We start from the raw sequence: 18,821 nt of genomic DNA on the forward strand, positions 1-18,821 counted from the left end.
GGGATTTATGTCGCCTTGCGTGGTCGTGGGGTCATGCGGTGTGGTCACGTCGCCGTGCGACGGGCGGGTACGCCGGGGCGCGCGGTGCCAGGGCCCCGGACGCCTTGGGCGCTCGGGCGGGCCGGAATGTCGGCGGCGGGGCGTAGGTTGAACCACGTAGCGGGGACCGTGGCCGTCGGCCCGCCCGATCCAGGAGCCGCCGAGGCGGCCAGCGAGCGCATCAAGCGAAGGAGCATCGTGCGGCCTGTCACCGATCTTCAGCGGAAGGTGGCGCCCTTCGAGGTCGTCACCGAGATGACCCCGTCCGGCGACCAGCCGGCGGCGATCGCCGAGCTGGAACAACGCGTCAAGCGCGGCGACAAGGACACCGTCCTCCTGGGCGCGACCGGCACCGGCAAGACCGCGACGGTCGCCTGGCTGATCGAGAAGGTCCAGCGCCCGACCCTGGTCATGCAGCCGAACAAGACGCTCGCCGCGCAGTTCGCCAACGAGCTGCGCGAGATGCTGCCCCACAACGCCATCGAGTACTTCGTCTCCTACTACGACTACTACCAGCCCGAGGCGTACGTCCCGCAGACCGACACCTACATCGAGAAGGACTCCTCGATCAACGACGAGGTGGAGCGGCTGCGGCACTCGGCCACCAATTCCCTGCTGACCCGCCGCGACACGATCGTGGTCGCGTCGGTGTCCTGCATCTACGGCCTGGGCACCCCGCAGGAGTACGTCGACCGCATGGTCCGCCTGCGGGTCGGAGACGAGATCGAGCGGGACGAGCTGCTGCGCCGCCTCGTCGCGATGCAGTACGCCCGCAACGACCTGGCGTTCACCCGCGGCACGTTCCGGGTGCGCGGCGACACGATCGAGATCATCCCGCAGTACGAGGAGCTCGCCGTCCGCATCGAGATGTTCGGCGACGAGATCGAGAAGCTCGCCACGCTGCACCCGCTGACCGGCGAGGTGATCACCGAGGACGAGGAGCTGTACATCTTCCCCGCCTCCCACTACGTCGCCGGCCCGGAGCGCATGGAGCGCGCGATCAACGGCATCGAGACGGAGCTGGAGCAGCGGCTCGCCGAGATGGAGCGGCAGGGCAAGCTGCTGGAGGCGCAGCGGCTGCGGATGCGCACCACGTACGACATCGAGATGATGCGGCAGGTCGGCACCTGCTCCGGCATCGAGAACTACTCCCGTCACATCGACGGACGCGGTCCCGGCACCCCGCCCAACACCCTCCTCGACTACTTCCCGGAGGACTTCCTCCTCGTCATCGACGAGTCGCACCAGACCACGCCGCAGATCGGCGCGATGTACGAAGGCGACATGTCGCGCAAGCGGACGCTCGTCGACCACGGGTTCCGGCTCCCGAGCGCGATGGACAACCGCCCCCTGAAGTGGGAGGAGTTCTTGGAGCGCATCGGGCAGACGGTGTACCTCTCGGCGACGCCCGGGCCGTACGAACTGGGCCGGGTCAAGGGCGACGTGGTCGAGCAGGTCATCCGCCCGACCGGCCTGGTCGACCCCGAGGTGATCATCAAGCCGACCAAGGGGCAGATCGACGACCTGGTCCACGAGATCCGGGAGCGCGCCGACCGGGACGAGCGGGTGCTGGTCACCACGCTGACCAAGAAGATGGCCGAGGACCTCACCGACTACCTCCTGGAGCTCGGCATCCGGGTGCGCTACCTCCACAGCGAGGTCGACACGCTCCGCCGGGTCGAGCTGCTGCGCGAGCTGCGGCTGGGGGAGTTCGACGTCCTGGTCGGCATCAACCTGCTCCGTGAGGGCCTCGACCTGCCGGAGGTGTCACTGGTCAGCATCCTCGACGCCGACAAGGAGGGGTTCCTGCGCTCGGAGACCTCGCTGATCCAGACCATCGGCCGCGCCGCCCGAAACGTCTCCGGCCAGGTCCACATGTACGCCGACAAGGTCACCCCGTCGATGGAGCGGGCGATCGACGAGACCAACCGGCGGCGCGCCAAGCAGATGGCCTACAACGAGGCGAACGGCATCGAGCCGACGGCCCTGCGCAAGAAGATCGCCGACATCCTCGACATGCTGGCCCGGGAGGACGCCGACACCGAGGAGCTGATCGGCGGTGGCGGGCGGCAGCAGAGCCGGGGCAAGGCCCCCGTGCCGGGCCTGTCCTCCAAGCAGCGGGCCGGCCGGCACGCGGCCGACCTCGTCGGTGAGCGGCCACGCGAGGAGATGGAGGCCCTCATCGACCAGATGACGCAGCAGATGCACCACGCGGCGGAAGAGCTGCAGTTCGAGATGGCGGCCCGGCTCCGCGACGAGATCAAGGAGCTCAAGCGCGAGCTGCGCGACATGAAGGAGGCCGGCGTCCACTGACGACGCCCCGGCACGCGGAGCCGCCCCCGGCCGGCGGCCAAGCCGGAGCCCCACCCTCAGGAGCTCCGGCGGCCGGTACGTCCGCCGCAACAGCCCAGGGGCTGGAAGGGTTCGGGCGCTGAGACGGTGCAGGGCTGCCGCTCCCGCTGGACCTCCCGCGCCGCGAAGGCCGCCCGACCGTCGCTGTGTCCGGTTGCGCCGGGGGTTTCGGTGGTGCGGGCCTCGACGATCCTCGGCGTTGTCGGCGAGGCCAGGCCGGCAGGCGCAGAAGTCTCGGACAACGCGACAATCGATGTCCCGTCTGCCGAATCAACCCCCTTCGGGCGCCGGAGATGCCGCGTTCACCGCCTGCCCAGGATCGATCAGCTCGCTTAGGCCGCCCGCCGCAAGAACTCGCCGCCGCCGTTGACGGGTGAACCTCGCTATCCGGACGTCCCCCCGGCATTGCCGGCGGCGACGTGGTCGTATCGGCGGCACCGTCGCAGCGGCGACGGCCACCTGCTGTGCCGCTCTGCTCACTCAGGGTATGTGTTGGACCGTTCCAGGTGCATACCCCGGGTAAGTCCCGTGTGGCCAGGAGCCGACGAGCATGGGCCGCGCGTTCATGCCGTCGCCTCCGGACGGACCTCGTCCAGGCGCAGCACCGAGACGATCCGGTGGGTGGCCGCCTCGACGTTGGAGGCCGGAACGACGCGGGCCCGCACCGACGAACGGTGCGGGCCCGGTCAGGCACATCTAAGCCTTAGAGCGGGGTCACGTCCTCCGCCTGCGGGCCCTTCGGGCCCTGGGTCGTCTGGAAGCTCACGCGCTGGTTCTCCTCGAGGCTACGGAAGCCCGAGGTCGTGATCGCCGAGTAGTGCACGAACACGTCGGGGCCGCCGCCGTCAGGAGCGATGAATCCGAAGCCCTTGTCGGCGTTGAACCACTTGACGGTACCTTCTGCCACTTTCTTTCTTCTCTCCTTCTTGGGAGCCTCACCGAGGCGCCGGTCGACGCTCGGGGCTGCGTTACGGACTTTTGCTTACGTCCGCGAAAACTATCCCGGAGAAGCGAAAACGCCCGCCGTCAAAACTTCCGCGGGCGTTCAAGATCAAACTTAACACGTACGAGGAAACTACGACTGCAACACCAGGGATGCTATCCCCTCCTCGGAACCCCGGCAAGCGTGCCGATCACCGCGGTGTCTCCCGGGAGACCCGCCCCCGCGGCGACGGAGAGCCGAGCCCGCGAGGGGTGGAGCCCGGACGCCGCCCGGGGGCGAAGACCCGCCCCCACAGGGCGAAGACCCGCCGCTGCCGGGGCGGGGACCGGTGCTCACAAGGGCGAAGTCCCGCCGCCGCCGGGGTGGCGGACGTCCGTTTTCGCCGTCGGCGGACGCCCCTTTCCGCCGACGGCGGAGGCCCGATGCGGCCGGGCCCGAGGCTCGCCTCGGGCGTGGTGAAATGAGATCATGATCTCGGGGCGGAGGTGGTGCATGGTCGCGTTCGCGGCACTGGGGAGACGCATCCGCACACGCCGTGGCCTGCTCATCCTGGTCCCGGCGGTCGTCGCGGTTCTGATCGCCGCGCTGGCCGTTCCACTGGCGATGACCGGGCGGTGCCGGCTCTTCGGCTCCGGCTGCGAGATCCCGCGCATCCGGTTCGTCCCTCCGCCGACCCGGCTGACCGCCCTGCAGGCCGCCCTGCGCGGTGGCTACATCGCCCTCGGCGACTCGTACTCCTCGGGCGAGGGCACTTGGGACCTCGCCGCCGACCGCGGCTACGCCGGCGGCGGGTCCGAAGACTGCCACCGGTCCAAGGGCTGTCGGTGACGCAGGGCTTCCGGTTCGCGCTCGGCGGCACTCTGTGGGCCTGCAGCGGTGCGCGGATCGGCGACGTCCTCTACGGCGGCCAGCACGGCGAGCCGGCCCAGGTCGATCGCCTGCGACCCGACACCAGCCTGGTGACCCTCACCATCGGCGGCAACGACATCGGCTTCTCGGAGATCGTCACCCGCTGCGTCGTGCGCTTCCCCTGGTCGTCGGCCTGCCGTGACCAGGATCCCGACATCCGGGCCCGGATGGCCGCCCTGCCCGCCGGGCTGGCGTCGGTCTTCGACCAGATCGGGCGGCGTGCGCCGAAGGCGCGGATCATCGTGCTGGGCTATCCCCGGCCGTTCCCCGTGCGGCCCGGCCACTCGGTGGACAACATCGGCGTCGCCGACCAGGTGTACCTCGACGGCGTCGTCCGCGATCTCGACGACGTCATCGCCGCCGCGGCCCGCCGCGCGGACGGGGCGCTGGCGGCGGCGGGCCGGCCGGGCACGGTGGAGTTCACCGACGGGTACACCGCGTTCGACGGCCACGAGCTGGGCACGGCGCAGCCGTACCTGAACGCGCTGAAGGTCGATTTCGGGGCGCTGTCGGTCGAACCACGGAGTTTCCACCCGAACGAGCTCGGCTACCGCGCCTTCGCCCAGCTGATCGATCGGCAGATCCAGGCCGGGCCGTCCCGTCCGGTGTACCAGTACCGCCGCTGACCGGCCGTTCCTCCATCCGGGCCGCCGCCTCACCGGAAGGCCCGGTGGTCCTCCGCGGGCTCACCGCCTACTGGCAGGCCGACAGGCCGGGGGCGCGTCTGCCGCCGGCCAGCTGGCCGCAGACGGCCGTGGGCGCGGCTCCGAGGTCGCGGCCGGTCACCTTGACCAGCGTGAGGGCCCGGCGGCCCGAGCCGCCGCTGACGTGCTGATCATGAGTGAAGTCGATCAGCCCGGTGGCGCCCTGGTAGCTGAGGTTCGGCAGCGTCAGCAGGACCGAACCGGAGGTGACCGACGCGCTGCCCGGTGCCCGGGCCGCGCCGTGCGCGGCGAGGTCGAGGGTGCCGAAGGCGCGCTCCGCCGCCTGTGCCAGCGCGGACGCGGAGTCGTACGCCATGATCATCTGACCGTCCGCCAGCAGAGCCGAACGTTCCTCGGGACCGATCCCCAGCTCGTTCCGGGCGAGGACGAAGAACGGGTTGTCGGTGTCCCCGCCGTCCGCCAGCAGGTTCGGCAGGTAGGTGAAGGTCGTGTAGTAGACGGTCATCGAGCGGGGCAGGAGCACGTCGGTGCGGCCGGTGCCGAACCGCGACCGCGACACCTCGTCCCCGCCGAGCACCGTCAGTTCGCGGTCGGCGCAGCCGCCGTCGCGCAGGGCGTTGATCAGGCCACCGAGGTCCTCGGTGCGCCCGGCGAAGTACACCAGGGCGTAGGGGTCTCCCGCCGAGCCGCGGCACGCCGCCCGTACCTTCGCGCCGATGTCGTCCGTGCCGTCGTAGCGCAGCATCGTGGAGGACGGGGCGACCGCCAGCGCTCGCCCGGCGTCCTCGGCCAGCTCCGCGCCGTAGTCGCTGCCCTCCGCGCCGGGGGACCGGTAGACGATCAGCGTACGGCCGGCGCGCTTGCCGCCCAGGACCTTGCGGGCGACCGTCGCCTCGTCGTTGTCGGTGGCGGCCAGGCCGTAGAACTGCGGGAGCGCGCGGAGCGTGTCGGAGGAGTTGACCGGGTCGAGCACCGCCAGACCGGCGGCATTGAGGCGGCGGATGGCCTTCTGGGATTCGGCGGTGTTCCGGCTGATGCCGACCACCCCGACGACCGTCCGGTCCCGTCGCGCCATCGCGAGGATACGGTCCGCCGTGATCTTGGAGAAGGCCATGTCCTGGCCCGCGTTCACCGCGAGCAGGCGGATCTTCAGGGGATTGTCGCCGCCGCCGGCCTGCGCCCGGTTGTTGCCGCGCTGCGCGAGGTACGCTCCCGCCAACTGGCGGATCTCGCTCACCGCGCTGCTCTCCTGGCCCTCGGCCGCCGTCAGCATCCCGACGTACAGGATCGTCACGTACGGGCGGTGACCGGCCAGCACCCAGGCGTTCTCCGCCGCGATCCGGTCCTCCAGGTCGGCAAGGGTGATCTGGTCCGCGGTGTGGGCGGTGTCGGGCCTGGCGCTCCCGCCGCCCAGCGTGGTGCTGAGGGGGGCGCGTTCGAAGCGGACCCCTCCGGTGGCGATGCCGACGCACTCGCGGCTGCCCGCAGCGTCGCGGCGGAGCTGGGTATCGGTGTTGGCGAAGAACAGGGCGTGGACGCTGCAGTGCGTCGAGGTCAGCTGGGCGTGCAGGTACGATCCGCCGACGGCGAGCGCGGCGAGGAGCACCAGCAGCGACCGGCCCGACCACAGCCACGTCCACCGCGGCCGGGTGCGGGGCTTCAGCGGCGGAGGGGTCGCGGCGGCAGGGTTGTGGGCGGGGATCGGCAGCCGCAGCAGCCACGGCGAGGTGACCTGAGTGCTGGGCCCCTGGGCGCCGGCCAGGGACTTGATCCAGTCCTCGTAGCGCTTCTCGATGGTCTGGGCGGGCTCGCCGGAGGGCAGGGCGGCGAGGGCGGGGGCGGTACCGAGCAGGTCGCCGATGTGGGCGTGGTCGGCGGAGGCCACGACGAGCAGGGGGTGCAGTTCGCTGCGGCGGCTGCGCACGTCGCTCATGGCCACCAGGAACTGGACGCCGCCGTTCCGGCCGGTGACGTTCCTGAGGAAGGCCACGGACGGGACCGGCCGCTTGAACCCCCGGAGGGTGAAGGAGAGCTTGCGGTGCCGGGCGCGCAGGTCCTCCAGGAACGCGAACGTCTTGGTCTGCAGCCAGGGCTTGGCCACCTCGTCCGCGTCGGCCGGCCCGGCCACGAGGGCTTCGGCGACCTGGTCGAGCTGGACGTTCAGCCGCCCGCCGAATCCCCGGCTTCCCTGGGCCGCGGCGAAGAAGGACGAGGTGGCCAGCCAGCGGTACCGCGTGCCGAACCCGACGCGGGACAGGACGGGCAGCCAGATTCTGCGGTTCGACAGGCCGGCGGCGAGCGCGACCGCGGCCAGCAGGACGCCGCAGACGGCCAGCAGGGTGCCGATGCGCGTCTTGTCGGCGACCCCCTGGGCGATGCCGCCGAAGATGGCGGCGACCAGCACGATGACGGTGGACCACCACACCGGCGCGGTCAGGGGCCGCCGGGTCCACGGCAGCAGGACGGCGGCGTCGTACCACTCCTCGGCGGGCGTCGTCGAGGCGGGCCGCGCCCTGTTCTTCTCGGCGGCGCTGCGGACCGCCTCCTCCCAGGAACGTACGAGGTCCGACCGGGGGAACCGGTAGCGGCCTGCCGCGGGACCGTTCCCGGGCCACGCGCCCGGCTTGCTCAGCGAGTCGAGCAGGGTGATCCCCGGTGGCGTCCCACCGGGAGCCGCGCCGTCCCGGTCCCCGCCGTCGGCGGAGGTCTCCGGGGCGTCCGGGGGAGACAGGACGATGTGCGGGATGTCCGCCGCGGCGGCCGCCTGCGCCAGGGCGTCGATGTACGCGCCGGCGTCCACGCTCGCGTCGGTCGCCTCCAGCACCACCAGGGGGAACGCCTGGCCGCCCAGCCGCCACGGATGCGCCTTGGTCCAGTCGTCCAGCCGCTCCAGGAGCTCACGGCCGATCCCGGTGCTGAGGACCTCCTCCCCGCGCGCTTTGGCGGGTACCGTCTCGCTCACGCCGCACCCCCGTGGAATCGGATGACACGGCGGCGACAGACCGCCGTGAATGCAGCGTACGAGGCGGATGCGGGACCGCTCCCGACACTGCCGGATGAGTCCCGACCACAACCTGGATGGAGGGAGCGCCGAAACCGGCGGGCCCGGCGGACCTCGCTCGGACCGCCGGGGAACGGCGGTTCAGTCCTCCGTGATGCGGTTCAGCCGCTCGATGGCGTCGGCGAACTCTTCGATCATGTCGTAGACGACCTGACGCGCGGGCTTGACAGTGTTCATCAGCCCCACGACCTGGCCGACGAAGTAGTTGGCGAGCTGCCGGGCGCCCTCGTTCCCCGCCTCGGCGGCCTTGCCGATCGGCGCCATCGCGCCCTCGGCGACGATCATCTGCAGCGGCATCGGCAGCGGGCCGGGACCGCCGGCGGAGTCCCACTCGTCGGTCCAGGCGGAGCGGAGCTGCCGGGCCGGCTTGCCCGTGCGCGACCGCGAGCGCACGGTGTCGCGGGACGTGGCGGCCAGCATCTTCGCCTTGACCGCGGGCAGGGTCTCGGCCTCCTCGGTGGTCAGCCAGACCGAGCCGCACCAGACGCCCGACGCGCCCAGCGCCAGCGCGGCGGCCATCTGACGTCCGGTCGCGATGCCGCCCGCCGCCAGGACGGGAAGCGGCGCGACCGCGTCGACGACCTCGGGGACGAGCACCATCGTGGAGATCTCGCCGGTGTGGCCGCCGGCCTCGCCGCCCTGCGCCACGATCAGGTCGACCCCGGCCTCGACCTGGCGGCGGGCGTGCTCGACCGTGCCCACGAGCGCCGCCACCGGCACGCCGGCGGCGCGGGCCCGCTCGACCATGACCGGCGGGGGCGGGCCGAGCGCGCTCGCGATGAGGCGGATCGGATGGGCCAGCGCCACGTCGATCAGCTCGGTGGCGCCCTGCTGCGTCACCTGCCGTCCGACGCCGTCGACCCGCGGGTCGCCGAGGGCCTCCGGCGACGGCGCCGGGACGCCGTACTTCTCGAAGAGCCCTTTCAGGAACTCCCAGTGCTCCGGCGGCACCGCGGACAGCAGCGAGCCGTGGCCCTCCGCCGCCTCCTTGGCTATCTTGCCGGGGACGAGCACGTCGACGCCGTACGGGCGCCCGCCGACGTGCTCGTCGATCCAGCGCAGCTCCTCCTCGAGGCGGTCGGGGCTGTAGGCGACCGCGCCGAGCACGCCGAAGCCGCCCGCGTTGGTGACCGCCGCCACGACGTCGCGGCAGTGGCTGAAGGCGAACAGCGGGAACTCGATCCCGAACCTGTCACAGACTTCGGTCTTCACGGTCCTCCTCGAAAAGGGGATGGCTCTCGCCCTCGTCCGGATGGACGAAGCGCGCACGCAGCGGCAGCCCTTCACGCGGCGCGGTCACCGCGTGCAGCCGCCCGTACATCCACGGTCCCTCGGCGAGCTCGACCAGCGCCAGCGGCGCGGTCTCGCCGCCGCGCAGGTGCGCGACCGCCCACGACACCAGGACCGCCCGGCCGCTCGCCTCCGCCCAGCCGAGGTCCTCCGCGCCGCACTCGGGGCAGCCGCCGGCGTCCGGGCCGTACCACCGGTCGCAGGGCGCGCAGCGCCGGATCATCAGCCGGTCCCGCGCCGCCCCGTCGAAGAACGGACCGGAGCGGCCGTCCCGCCGCACGACGCCGTAAAAGTTCATTTCCCTCATCCCCCCTTCGGGTGCGGGCCGAGGATCAGGGTCGAGTGGTGGTCGAGGACGCCGCCGTTGCCGCTGACCAGGATGAGATCGTTGCGCGGCGCCTGGCGTGCGCCGCCGTCGCCGCGCGCCTGGATGACGGCCTCCGACAGCGGCGTCATGCCCCACATGTAGTACGCCGACAGCTGCCCGCCGCCGGTGTTGGTCGGCAGCGCCCCGCCGGGGCCGAGCGCGCCGCTCGCGGCGAACGGGCCGCCCTCGCCCTTGGCGCAGAAGCCGTAGTCCTCCAGGGAGACCAGCACCGTGTAGGTGTAGCAGTCGTACAGCTGGCACTGGGTGATGTCGCCGGGGGTGACGCCGGCCATCTTCATCGCCGCCGGGCCGGAGGTCGCGGCGCCGGTCGTCAGCCCGAACTCACTGCCGCGTTCGAGCCGATGCCCGGGGTGGCCCTGTCCCCAGCCCCAGACGTAGACCGGCGGCCGCGCCAGGTCGCGGGCGCGCTCACCGCCGGTGACGATGACCGCGATGCCGCCGTTGGACACGAGGCAGCAGTCGAGGAGGTGCAGCGGTTCGACGACCCAGCGGGACTCCTGGTGGTCGCGCAGTGAGATCGGGTCGCGCATCTGGGCGAGGGGATTGCCGGCCGCCCAGGCCCGTGTGCTCACCGCGATCGCGCCGAACTGCTCGCTGGTGGTGCCGTAGCGGGCCATGTGCCGCCGGGCGGCCAGCGCGTAGTGGGCGTTGACGCTGCGGAACCCGAGGGCCGCGCGGAGCCCGTCCAGGCCGTGCCACTCGCGGGCGTCACGGCCGTACGCCGCGCCCGCCGGGCGTTCGGGCCGCAGCGGCGCGTCGGCGAACACGCAGGCGACGGCGCTCGCCGAGCCGGCGGCGATCATCGACGCGGCGTAGGCGACCGCCGCCCCGGCGGACGCGCCGAACGTGTTCATCGTCGTGAGGAGCCGGAGGTCGCGCAGCCCGAGCAAGCGGGCCAGCTCGACGCCGGGGGAGCCGGACATGCCGGGGGCGACGATCAGCCCGTCGAGGTCGGTGAGGGCGAGCCCGGCGTCGGCGGCCGCCGCCCGTACGGCCTGCGCCGCCAGGCGGCGTGGACTGCGGCCGTACACCTTGCCGAGCTCGGTCATGCCCAGCCCGGCGATCGCGGTCTCAGCCATGGCCCACCGTCGCCGCCTCACTTTCGCGCGCGTTCCCTCCCACCGTACCGAACCGAGTTCGGTTTCGGGGAGTGCCGTCAGCGCGTGAGAGCGGTCACGAGGGCGTCGGTCAGCGCGCGGCCCGCCTCACCCGACGGGTCGAGCTCCGGGCCGTAGATGCCCACGTCCATGCCGACCGCACGCGGGTCGGCGAGCAGGATCGCCAGGGTCTCGGTGAACTCCGGGAGGGACAGGCCGTCCGGGTTGGGGGAGTCGACCGCCGGCATCACGCTCTTGTCCAGCACGTCGGCGTCGATGTGGACCCAGTGGCCCTCGACGGGCGCCGCCGCCAGGTCCCGGCGCGCGGCCGCCGCGGCCGCCGTGGCGCCGTGCTCACGGACGTACTCGATCGGGTACCGGTGGATCGGCGAGGTGCGGAAACGTTCGGCGTCGAACAGCTCCAGGTCCTCCGGCTCGTACTGCGCGCCGATGTGCGCGGCGTGCTCCTCGGCGACGTACGGGCCGAGGCCCTCGATGCCGGTCAGCGCGGCCGGCCCGTGCCCGGTGATGAGGGCGAGCGCCGTGCCCCCGGCGGTGAAGCGGCCGTGCCGGCTCGCCGGATCGAGCAGGGGGGAGTGGTCGTCGTTCCCGTCGAGGTACACGAACCCGTACGATCCGCGCCGCCGCAGCGCCAGGGCCGGCCCCAGCGCGATGCCGCAGTCGCCGCCCGGCACGAGCGGGAACCGCCCGGCGTCGAGGAGGTCCCCGACGCGGTCCGCGAGCCGTACGGAGAACTCCGCGATCGCGGGCCCGTTGCGGTAGCCGGTGGCGGGGTCGCCGTCGAACGAGTGGGAGGGAACCCGACGCAGCGAGTGGAGTGGGCGGCCGAGGAACGAGGCCGCCCACGGAGCGAGTGAGGAGGGTGAGCGACCCATGGGCACGGCGGCGGCTCGACCCGGCCCGCGTCGGCCGCGCCGAGCCGGCCGACGAGGCCGTGGCCGCGCAGCGCGGCGGCGAGGCCGCGGACCCCGGGCTCGTGGCCCTCGCGCGGCGGCCGGAGCCCGAGGTTCGACGGAGCGTCCAGTACGGCGATCGACCGCTGCACGAGGGCCATGACACCACCTAAGTCATTACGGTGGTCACATCCTGTCGGCGCTCGATCCCCGCCGTCAACGGGCGAAGCGGTCGGTGGCCTCGATGAGGTGGTGCAGGATGCCCGGCTCGCTGTAGGCGTGCCCCGCGTCGTCGACGAGGTGGAACTCCGCCTCCGGCCACGCCCTGTGCAGGTCCCACGCGGTCGCCGCCGGGGTCGCGATGTCGTAGCGGCCCTGCACGATCACGGCCGGGATGTGCCGGATCTTGTCGACGTCCCGGATCAGCTGCCCGTCCTCGAGGAACCCGTCGTTGACGAAGTAGTGATTCTCGATCCGGGAGAACGCCACCGCGTAGTCCGGATCGCCCTGCACCACGATGACCTCCGGGTCGGGCCGCAGCGTGATCGTCGAGCCCTCCCACACGCTCCACGCCCGCGCCGCCGGGATCCGTACGTCCGGGTCGGGGTCGTTCAGCCGCGCGGCGAACGCGGCGATCAGGTCGTCCCGCTCGTCCTCGGGGATCGGGGCGACGTACTGCTCCCACAGGTCGGGGAAGAGCAGGGAGGCGCCCTCCTGGTAGTACCAGTACAGCTCGAAGGGCCGCAGCGTGAAGATCCCCCGCAGGATCAGCTCGGTGACCCGGTCGGGGTGCGTCTCGGCGTACGCGAGCGCCAGCGCGCTGCCCCAGGAGCCGCCGAACACCAGCCACCGGTCGATGTCCAGGTGCTCGCGCAGCCGCTCCAGGTCCGCCACGAGATTCCAGGTCGTGTTGTGCTCCAGCGAGACGGCCGGGTCGCTCGCGTGCGGCCGGCTGCGCCCGCAGTTGCGCTGGTCGAACAGCACGATGCGGTACGCCTCCGGGTCGAACTGCCGCCGGTGGCCGGGTGTGCAGCCGCCGCCGGGCCCGCCGTGCAGCATCACCGCGGGCTTGCCGTCGGGGTTGCCGCAGACCTCCCAGTAGATCTGATCGTCGTCGCCGACGTCGAGCAGGCCGGAGTCGTACGGCTCGATCGGCGGGTAGAGCGTCCTCATGGCGGAGATTCTCGCATCCGACACGCCGATGACCGCGCAGAGTGACGGTGATCGCCCTCACGGTGCGTAATCGCTGGTCACGGAGGTCGCAACAGACCGCGCAGATATCGAAATCATCACGAGTTATGCGCCACACCTTGCGTGACATGGCAGACAGCTAGGTGAGACGCCCGTAGAGTTCCCTATGTGAGCGATCTCAACGGTTCGGGCGGTTCCTATGCCGCGGAGGGCGCCGGGTCGTCGTGGGCGCCGGGCAATGTCAACACGCCGGCGCGCTCTGGCGAGACCGACCAACCGGCCGAGGTGGTCGACCGGCTGAGGCAGATGGCCGACATGCTCGCCGGCGCGCTCGCGCAGGGTGAGCAGAAGGTCGCCGAGGCCAAACAGGAGGCCGCGACGCGGATCGCCGCCGTACGCGCCGAGCACGAGTCGGCCAAGCAGGAGGCCGCGTCCGCCTGGCAGGAAGTGGAGCGGCTGCGCACCCAGGCGGAGCAGGCCCAGGCCACCGCCCGGCAGATGCTGGCCGAGCGCGAGTCCGCCAAGCAGGACGCCGCCTCCGCGCTGCAGGAGGTCGAGCGCATCCGCGCCGCGCACGACCAGATGGAGCAGCGCGTCGAGCAGGCCGAGGCCGCCGTGCGCCAGATGATGGCCGAGCGGGAGTCCGCGCAGCAGGAGGCCGCGGCCGCGCGCCAGGAGACCGCCACCGCCCGGCAGGAGACCGTCGCGGCGCGGCAGGAGACGCAGGCCGAACGGCAGGCCAAGGACCAGGCCGAGGCCGCGGCGCGGCAGTTGATGGTCGAACGCGAGGCCGCTCAGCAGGAGACGCTCGCCGAGCGGCAGCTGAAGGAGCAGGCCGAGGCCGCCGTCCGGCAGATGATGTCCGAGCGCGAGGCCGCCCAGCAGGAGACCGCCGCCGCGCGGCAGGAGACGCTGGTGGAGCGGCAGGCCAAGGAGCAGGCCGAGGCCACCGCCCGCGGTCTCATGGCCGAGCGGGAGGCCGCCAAACAGGACGCCGCCGCCGCCCTGCAGGAGGTCGACCGGATGCGCGCCCAGGTCGAGGAGATGGGGCAGCGCGTCGAGCAGGCCGAGGCGACCGCCCGGCAGGCGATGTCCGAGCGCGACTCGGCCACGCAGGAGGCGCAGACCGCCTGGCAGGAGGGGCTGCGGGCGCGCGCACAGGCGGAGCAGTCCGAGGCCGCGATGCGTCAGGCCCTGACCGAGCGTGACCAGGCGCGCGGGGAGGCCGTCGGCGCCCGCCAGGAGACCGACCAGGCCCTCGCCCAGGCGCGGCAGGCCGAGCAGCGCGCCGAGCAGACCGAGGCCGCGATGCGCCAGGCCCTGACCGAGCGTGACCAGGCGCGCGGGGAGGCCGTCGGCGCCCGCCAGGAGACCGACCAGGCCCTCGCCCAGGCGCGGCAGGCCGAGCAGCGCGCCGAGCAGGCCGAGGCCGCCGTACGCCAGCTCATGTCCGAACGGGAGGCCGCCCAGCGGGAGGCCGGATCGGCATGGCAGGAGGTCGAGCGCCTGCGCGTCTCGACCGAGCAGGCCGAGGCCGCGATGCGGCAGGCGTTCACCGAGCGCGACCAGGCACGGGCCGCCGCCGAACAGGCGCAGGCGGTCGCCGAACAGGCCAGGGCGATGGCCGACCAGGCGGAGGCCACCGCCCGGCAGGCGTTCACCGAACGCGACCAGATGCGCGAGGACCGCGACGAGGCGCACCGCTCCGCCGGGGAGGCCCAGACGGCGCGCAAGGCCGTCGAGGGCGAGCGCGACCGGATCTCCCAGCACGCGGCCGACCTGGCGCAGACCCTCGACGGCGCCCAGGCCGAGGTCGCCGGCCTGCGGGCCAAGGTCGCCGAGCTCGAGGCCGCGGCGCTGACCCTGCAGCAGACGGCGGCGGCGTCGGCGAAGGAGGCCGAGGACGCCCGCCGCCGCGCCCAGGAACTCGACGTCGAGCGCCTGCGGGCGGTGGACCAGGCGACCAAGGCCGAGAACAACCGGGACCTGGCCGAGCGGGGACAGGCACGGGCCCAATCCGAGCTGGCGCAGGCCCAGCGCCGGGCCGAGGACGCCGCCCGCGAACGCGACCAGGCCCTCGCGTCGGCCCGGCAGGCGAGCACCGACCGGGACCAGGCCCTCGCCTCCGTCCGGCAGGTGACCACCGAACGCGACCAGGCCCTCGCGTCCGCCCGGCAGGCCACCGCCGACCGGGACGCCCTCGCCCAGAAGCTGAAAGAGCGCGAGGAGTGGGTCGACCAGCTCGCCGAGGCCGTCACCCAGCAGCGCGACGCCCTGGCCGCCCTCTCCACGGAGCGGGACCAGGCGCGTACCGCCGCCGACCAGGCACGGAAGATCATCGACGAGCTCTCCGGCCAGCTGCAGAGCGGCGGGATCCCGAACACGACGGGAAGCTACGCGAACGGCTACCGCTGACGTCTCTTCGGCGCCGATCGGCGGCTGATCCTTCCGCGCTGATGGGCGGGCGCCCGCTCGGCGCCGATCGGCGGGCGCTGGCAGGAGAGCCGCCTGTTATCCTGGTGGCCCGTGGACATTCGGTTGTTCGCCACGCCGGTGAACGCCGCGACAACGACCACGGGAGCGTCTTTCTTGCCTTCGGCAGTCATTGGTGGGCCCCTCCGGGCCACCAAGCATCTCTTCGTCACCGGCGGTGTCGCCTCGAGCCTCGGCAAAGGCCTGACGGCCTCCAGCCTCGGGCGGCTGCTGACCCTTCGGGGTCTGCGCGTCACCATGCAGAAGCTCGACCCCTACCTCAACGTCGACCCCGGGACGATGAACCCGTTCCAGCACGGGGAGGTCTTCGTCACCGACGACGGGGCCGAGACCGACCTCGACGTCGGCCACTACGAACGGTTCCTCGACACGGAGCTGCACGGCTCCGCCAACGTCACGACCGGCCAGGTCTACTCCAACGTGATCGCCAAGGAGCGGCGCGGGGAGTACCTCGGTGACACGGTGCAGGTCATCCCGCACATCACCAATGAGATCAAGGACCGGATCCGCGGGATGGCCGGTCCCGACGTGGATGTGGTCATCACCGAGGTCGGCGGCACGGTCGGCGACATCGAGTCGCTGCCGTTCCTGGAGGCCGTGCGGCAGATCCGCCACGAGATCGGCCGGGACAACTGCTTCTTCCTGCACGTGTCCCTGCTGCCCTACATCGGCCCGTCCGGTGAGCTGAAGACCAAGCCGACGCAGCACTCGGTCGCCGCGCTGCGCAGCATCGGCATCCAGCCCGACGCGATCGTGTGCCGTTCGGACCGGCCGATCACCCAGGGGCTGAAGAACAAGATCAGCCTGATGTGCGACGTGGACGCCGACGCCGTGGTCTCGGCGGTGGACGCCCCCAGCATCTACGACATCCCGAAGGTCCTGCACACCGAGGGCCTGGACGCCTACGTCGTGCGCCGGCTGGGCCTGCCGTTCCGCGACGTGGACTGGAAGCAGTGGGACGACCTGCTGCACCGCGTGCACCACCCCGCCCACGAGGTCACGATCGCGCTGGTCGGCAAGTACATCGACCTGCCCGACGCGTACCTGTCGGTGACCGAGGCGCTGCGGCACGGCGGGTTCGCCAACGACACCCGCGTCAACATCCGCTGGGTCAAGAGCGACGACTGCGAGACGCCGCAGGGCGCGGAGCGCGAGCTCCGCGGCGTCGACGGCGTCCTGATCCCCGGCGGCTTCGGCGTGCGCGGCATCGAGGGCAAGGTCGCCGCCGCCCGCTGGGCACGGGAGAACCGCATCCCCACCCTGGGCATCTGCCTGGGCCTGCAGTGCATGGTGATCGAAGCGGCTCGCTCCCTGGCCGGCATCGAGGGCGCCAACAGCGCGGAGTTCGACGAGAAGGCCGCCGACCCGGTGATCGCCACGATGGCCGACCAGGTCGACGTGGTCGCCGGCGAGCGGGACATGGGCGGCACGATGCGCCTCGGTCTGTACCCGGCCGATCTCGCCGAGGACTCCCTCGTCCGCGAGCTGTACGGCGCGGCCAAGGTCGAGGAGCGCCACCGGCACCGCTACGAGGTCAACAACGCCTACCGCGAGGAGCTGACCGCGGCCGGGCTCGTCTTCTCCGGCCTGTCCCCGGACGGGCGTCTCGTCGAGTACGCCGAGCTGCCCCGCGATCGCCACCCGTTCTACGTCGCCACCCAGGCGCACCCGGAGTTCCGGTCCCGGCCGACCCGCGCGCACCCGCTGTTCGCCGGCCTCATCGCCGCCGCCCTGCGCGAGGCGGGGGACCGATGACCGGCGACGTGAGCGGTGCGGCCCCGACCGGCGGGAACGACGGCGTCGCCGACGAGCCCTGCCGCTGGGAGACCCTGGGCAGCGAGTCGCGGTTCAACGGCGCGATCATCGAGGTGCGCACCGACCGGGTCCGGATGCCGAACGGCGACGACTCCGAGGTCGTCGAGCGCGACATCGTCGTGCACCCGGGGTCCGTCGGAGTGATCTGCCTGGACGATGAGGACCGCGTCCTGCTGCTGCGGCAGTACCGCCACGCGGTCGGATACCGCCTGTGGGAGCCGCCGGCCGGGCTGCGCGACGTCGAGGGCGAGCCGTTGTGGCGCACGGCGGAGCGGGAGCTGGCCGAGGAGGCGGGCTACCGCGCCCGCGAGTGGCACACCCTCCTGGACGCCTGCACGTCACCGGGCATGACGAACGAGCGGACGCGGATCTTCCTCGCCCGCGGGCTCAGCGAGATCCCCGAGGGCGAGAACGACTTCGAGCGGGTGCACGAGGAGGCCGACATGCCGACCGTGTGGGTCCCGCTGGAGGAGGCGGTCGCCGCGATCCGGCGGGGACGGGTCCACAACTCCCTTGCCGTCATGGGTATCTTGTCGGTCTACGCCGCCCGGGCCACGGGCTTTCGCGACCTGCGCGCACCCGACGCCCCCGAGTGGTGACCCGCGTCCGCCACGACTCGTCGGGATGAGGTGCCGCGCTGATATCCGCCGCCGGTGAAGAGGTCGGACGATCGTTGCAGGCGCAGGTCCGGGCCTACCTCGACCATCTCGCGGTCGAGCGCGGCCTGGCCGCCAACACGTTGAGTTCATACCGGCGTGACCTGCGCCGCTACGTCGACACGCTGACCGCACGCGGCCGTACGGCGATCGGCCAGGTCGGCGAGGACGACGTCGTGTCCTTCCTGGCGGGACTGCGGGAGGGCGACGAGGCGCATCCGCCGCTCGCGGCCGGCTCCGCGGCGCGCGCGGTCGTCGCCGTGCGCGGCCTGCACCGGTTCGCGGTGCGGGAGGGCATGTCGGCGGACGACCCGGCCCGGGACGTCAAGCCGCCCGCGCCGCCGCGCCGGCTGCCCAAGGCGATCGGCATCGAGGAGGTCGAGCGGCTGCTGGCCGCCGCCGGGCCGTCGGACACGCCGCGGGGGATGCGCGACCGCGCGCTGCTGGAGCTGCTGTACGGCACCGGCGCCCGCATCTCCGAGGCGGTCGGCCTGGCCGTCGACGACGTCGACCTGGACGACGCCGTGGTCCTGCTGCGCGGCAAGGGCGGCAAGGACCGCGTCGTCCCGGTCGGCCGGTACGCGCGGGAGGCCCTCGAGGCCTACCTCGTACGGGCCCGGCCGGCGCTCAACACGCGGGGCCAGGGCGGACCGGCCCTGTTCCTGAACGCCCGTGGCGGGCGCCTGTCGCGCCAGAGCGCCTGGTCGACGCTGCGGTCGGCGGCCGCGCGCGCCGGACTGAAGGGCGTCTCCCCGCACACGCTGCGGCATTCTTTCGCGACCCACCTGCTCGACGGCGGCGCCGACGTTAGGGTGGTACAGGAGTTGCTGGGCCACGCGTCGGTGACGACGACCCAGGTGTACACCCTGGTCACCGTCGACCGGCTGCGCGAGGTCTACGCATCGGCGCATCCGCGCGCACTGGCGTGAGCGGGCCGAGGGCGGGAGACGGCGTTTCACGGCGTCCCGCAGGTCCGTGACACGGTGGTGTTCGCGGTGCGCCGCCTTG

General features: G+C 72.6%; 15 protein-coding genes. 8 read left to right on the top strand and 7 right to left on the bottom strand.

Annotated elements, in window-relative coordinates; genetic code table 11:
- Nucleotides 1-237 precede the first annotated feature (237 nt).
- Nucleotides 238-2,352: an excinuclease ABC subunit UvrB gene (gene uvrB, locus NDW01_RS03090; protein ID WP_252816349.1), complete on the top strand. Its 2,115-nt coding sequence runs from the start codon at nt 238-240 to the stop codon at nt 2,350-2,352.
- A 742-nt stretch (nt 2,353-3,094) separates the two neighbouring features.
- On the opposite strand, the gene NDW01_RS03095 is transcribed toward uvrB, so the two are convergent.
- Nucleotides 3,095-3,298, bottom strand: a complete 204-nt coding sequence (locus NDW01_RS03095; RefSeq protein WP_252783825.1) for a cold-shock protein — start codon at nt 3,296-3,298, stop codon at nt 3,095-3,097.
- 528 nt (nt 3,299-3,826) lie between these two features.
- Here NDW01_RS03095 and NDW01_RS03100 point away from each other — a divergent pair.
- Nucleotides 3,827-4,162, top strand: a complete 336-nt coding sequence (locus NDW01_RS03100) for a hypothetical protein (protein WP_252816351.1) — start codon at nt 3,827-3,829, stop codon at nt 4,160-4,162.
- The gene (locus NDW01_RS03105; protein WP_252816353.1) at nt 4,159-4,869 is read left to right on the top strand and encodes an SGNH/GDSL hydrolase family protein; all 711 of its coding nucleotides are present in this window, start codon (nt 4,159-4,161) and stop codon (nt 4,867-4,869) included. The genes NDW01_RS03100 and NDW01_RS03105 overlap by 4 nt, the downstream gene beginning before the upstream one ends.
- 67 nt (nt 4,870-4,936) lie before the next feature.
- Here the strand turns inward: NDW01_RS03105 and NDW01_RS03110 are convergent, their stop codons facing one another.
- The 5 genes from NDW01_RS03110 to NDW01_RS03130 all read right to left on the bottom strand — a co-directional run bounded on the left by NDW01_RS03110 (nt 4,937) and on the right by NDW01_RS03130 (nt 11,640).
- A complete protein-coding gene (locus tag NDW01_RS03110) occupies nt 4,937-7,870 on the bottom strand; it encodes a type 1 periplasmic-binding domain-containing protein (protein ID WP_252816354.1) in 2,934 nt (977 codons plus the stop codon).
- Nucleotides 7,871-8,050: 180 nt separating this feature from the next.
- Nucleotides 8,051-9,181 (bottom strand): NAD(P)H-dependent flavin oxidoreductase, encoded by a 1,131-nt coding sequence (locus NDW01_RS03115; protein ID WP_252816356.1) that lies wholly within the window; start codon nt 9,179-9,181, stop codon nt 8,051-8,053.
- Nucleotides 9,162-9,557, bottom strand: coding sequence for a Zn-ribbon domain-containing OB-fold protein (locus NDW01_RS03120; protein ID WP_252816358.1), 396 nt, complete (start codon nt 9,555-9,557; stop codon nt 9,162-9,164). Before NDW01_RS03120 ends, NDW01_RS03115 begins: the two co-directional genes overlap by 20 nt.
- A gap of 5 nt (nt 9,558-9,562) precedes the next feature.
- Nucleotides 9,563-10,726 carry a thiolase C-terminal domain-containing protein gene (locus NDW01_RS03125; protein WP_252816359.1) on the bottom strand — a complete coding sequence of 388 codons (1,164 nt, stop codon included), beginning with the start codon at nt 10,724-10,726 and terminating at the stop codon, nt 9,563-9,565.
- Between the two features lie 77 nt (nt 10,727-10,803).
- A complete protein-coding gene (locus NDW01_RS03130) occupies nt 10,804-11,640 on the bottom strand; it encodes an arginase family protein (RefSeq protein ID WP_252816360.1) in 837 nt (278 codons plus the stop codon).
- Between NDW01_RS03130 and NDW01_RS03135 the strand changes: the two genes are divergently transcribed.
- Nucleotides 11,628-11,831, top strand: coding sequence for a hypothetical protein (locus NDW01_RS03135; protein ID WP_252816362.1), 204 nt, complete (start codon nt 11,628-11,630; stop codon nt 11,829-11,831). The genes NDW01_RS03130 and NDW01_RS03135 overlap by 13 nt on opposite strands.
- Nucleotides 11,832-11,874: 43 nt before the next feature.
- On the opposite strand, the gene pip is transcribed toward NDW01_RS03135, so the two are convergent.
- Nucleotides 11,875-12,831 (bottom strand): prolyl aminopeptidase, encoded by a 957-nt coding sequence (pip, locus tag NDW01_RS03140; RefSeq protein WP_252816363.1) that lies wholly within the window; start codon nt 12,829-12,831, stop codon nt 11,875-11,877.
- A 186-nt stretch (nt 12,832-13,017) separates the two neighbouring features.
- Between pip and NDW01_RS03145 the strand changes: the two genes are divergently transcribed.
- The 4 genes from NDW01_RS03145 to xerD all read left to right on the top strand — a co-directional run bounded on the left by NDW01_RS03145 (nt 13,018) and on the right by xerD (nt 18,742).
- Nucleotides 13,018-15,264, top strand: a complete 2,247-nt coding sequence (locus NDW01_RS03145) for a hypothetical protein (RefSeq protein WP_252816368.1) — start codon at nt 13,018-13,020, stop codon at nt 15,262-15,264.
- A gap of 174 nt (nt 15,265-15,438) precedes the next feature.
- Complete coding sequence (locus NDW01_RS03150) at nt 15,439-17,097, top strand: CTP synthase (RefSeq protein WP_252783816.1); 1,659 nt, start codon at nt 15,439-15,441, stop codon at nt 17,095-17,097.
- The gene (locus NDW01_RS03155; RefSeq protein WP_252816369.1) at nt 17,094-17,756 is read left to right on the top strand and encodes an NUDIX domain-containing protein; all 663 of its coding nucleotides are present in this window, start codon (nt 17,094-17,096) and stop codon (nt 17,754-17,756) included. Before NDW01_RS03150 ends, NDW01_RS03155 begins: the two co-directional genes overlap by 4 nt.
- Before the next feature lie 74 nt (nt 17,757-17,830).
- Complete coding sequence (gene xerD, locus NDW01_RS03160; protein WP_252783814.1) at nt 17,831-18,742, top strand: site-specific tyrosine recombinase XerD; 912 nt, start codon at nt 17,831-17,833, stop codon at nt 18,740-18,742.
- Nucleotides 18,743-18,821 lie beyond the last annotated feature (79 nt).

This window comes from Actinoallomurus soli (genome assembly GCF_024055715.1).
Taxonomy (GTDB): domain Bacteria; phylum Actinomycetota; class Actinomycetes; order Streptosporangiales; family Streptosporangiaceae; genus Actinoallomurus; species Actinoallomurus soli.

Excerpts from the sequence above, each read along its gene's own strand:
- NDW01_RS03100 (WP_252816351.1), top strand. The coding sequence starts at position 3,827 with ATGGTCGCGTTCGCGGCACTGGGGAGACGCATCCGCACACGCCGTGGC.
- NDW01_RS03120 (WP_252816358.1), bottom strand. The coding sequence starts at position 9,557 with ATGAACTTTTACGGCGTCGTGCGGCGGGACGGCCGCTCCGGTCCGTTC.
- NDW01_RS03125 (WP_252816359.1), bottom strand. The coding sequence starts at position 10,726 with ATGGCTGAGACCGCGATCGCCGGGCTGGGCATGACCGAGCTCGGCAAG.
- NDW01_RS03130 (WP_252816360.1), bottom strand. The coding sequence starts at position 11,640 with ATGGGTCGCTCACCCTCCTCACTCGCTCCGTGGGCGGCCTCGTTCCTC.
- pip (WP_252816363.1), bottom strand. The coding sequence starts at position 12,831 with ATGAGGACGCTCTACCCGCCGATCGAGCCGTACGACTCCGGCCTGCTC.
- NDW01_RS03155 (WP_252816369.1), top strand. The coding sequence starts at position 17,094 with ATGACCGGCGACGTGAGCGGTGCGGCCCCGACCGGCGGGAACGACGGC.